The following is a 1,533-nucleotide window of genomic DNA, read 5'->3' as shown; positions in this document are numbered from 1 at the left end:
TGCATAGCCGAGGAGGTCGCCTGACGGGCCGCGCCGGACCTGGACCTCGATGTCGCTGGCTTCGAGGTAGGCGATGAATTCCTCGGCGCCTGTCACGTGGGGGATGGCGGCGCGGATGCGGTCCTGGAGCCACTCGGGGCTGGGCTGGTCCCAGCCGAGGTGTTCGGCCTTGTGCATCTCGGCCTGGGTGGGGCGGCGGGCGCCGGTGCGATCACCCTTCTTCAGGCGGCGCAGCCCGTAGTCCTTCTCGATCTCGCGGCAGGCGTCGCCGACGCGGAGGCCGCTGTCGTGGAGCTTGGGGCGGCGTCCGTCTTCGCGGACGGTGGTGGCGAGGATGTGGATGTGGTCGTCGGCGTGGCGTACGGCGATCCAGCGGCAGGCCAGGTCGTCACCGGCCGGAGCGATGCCGGCGGCCTGGACGATGCGCTGGGCGATCTCGCCCCACTCGGTGTCGGAGAGGTAGCGGTCCTCGGGGGCGGCGCGGACCGGGCAGTGCCAGACGTGGTCGGTGACCGGCTTGCCGAACTCGTTGTTGCGCAAGGAGACCGGCTCGTCGAGGTAGTGGCCGAGTTCGGTGAGGGTGGCGTTCTCGTCGCGGCCGGGGTCGGGCATGCCGAGCATCGCGAAGCCGGCCACGATGTGCGGGTCGAAGTGCTCGTCGTGGGTTCCGCGGCCGTAGAGGTAGGCGAGCAGGCCCCGGGTGTTGGTCCCGGCGGGCTTGATGGCGGCGATCACGCTGGTCAGACCTCCTCCGGGTCGGCGGGCTGGCGGAGGGCCTCGGCGATCAGCTCCAGCAGGTGGTGGAGTTCGTCGAGGCCCTGACGTATGTCGGGTGGGGTGTGGTCGCTGTTGAGGGCGCGGGCGATCTGGTTGACGTTGACGCCGATCCGGTTGAGCTGGCGCAGGACCTGAGCGCGGAAGACGTGGGTGCGGCGGCGGTCCTCGGACAGGGGCAGGTTGGCGGTGAACCGGCCGGTGATGAAGGCGAGGACGATGTCGGCGGCGAAGCCGGAGTCGCCCTTGTAGCCGTGCTTGGCAGCGGCCTCCTGGAGGCGGGCTCGCTGGTCGCCGGTGAAGCGCAGCGGGCCGACACGGTCGTTGCGCTTGGTGCCGGTGAAGCGGCGGATCGTGGGCTGCACGCTCTGCACAGCAGGCTCGCCGGCGGCGACGGCTGCGCTGTCTACGGGGCGCAGAACGGCTTGCTGCACAGAGTGAAGCGTGTCCGGGTCGGAGCCGCCCTCGGCCCCGGCCCCCCGGTCTGGCGCCCCCTGGCGCTGGGCCGTCTCCGCCACCCCCGGGGCGGAGACCCCCGAAGTCCGGCCTTGAGTCGGACTCGGGGTACTACTGGCTCCGCCAGGAGCCCCTTTACCGAATGCCCGGCGCCAAAGGGCCTTCAGGTCAACGGACTTCGATGGCTGATCCGGGCCTTCGGTGTTGTTGTCGAGGTGCGACCTCTTCCTCACTGCATTGTCTCCTGTAGGGGCGCGCGGGGCTGTAGGCACCGCTGGGCTGTCCGGGGCGTACGGGTGGGAT

2 protein-coding genes are annotated in these 1,533 nt (G+C 70.8%); both read right to left on the bottom strand.

Translation table 11 applies throughout. The features are described from left to right. A partial coding sequence (locus tag H8R17_RS44850; protein WP_399478138.1) for a relaxase/mobilization nuclease domain-containing protein occupies positions 1-735 on the bottom strand: 735 nt, incomplete at its 3' end. Positions 736-740: 5 nt separating this feature from the next. Then, a complete protein-coding gene (locus tag H8R17_RS44845) occupies positions 741-1,292 on the bottom strand; it encodes a plasmid mobilization relaxosome protein MobC (RefSeq protein WP_187828900.1) in 552 nt (183 codons plus the stop codon). Between the last annotated feature and the right edge of the window lie 241 nt (positions 1,293-1,533).

Origin of the sequence: Streptomyces sp. TRM68367, assembly GCF_014495685.1 — a bacterium.
GTDB lineage: Bacteria > Actinomycetota > Actinomycetes > Streptomycetales > Streptomycetaceae > Streptomyces.
The sequence above is the reverse complement of the archived record's forward strand: the minus strand, read 5'-3'. Positions and strand labels throughout refer to the sequence as shown.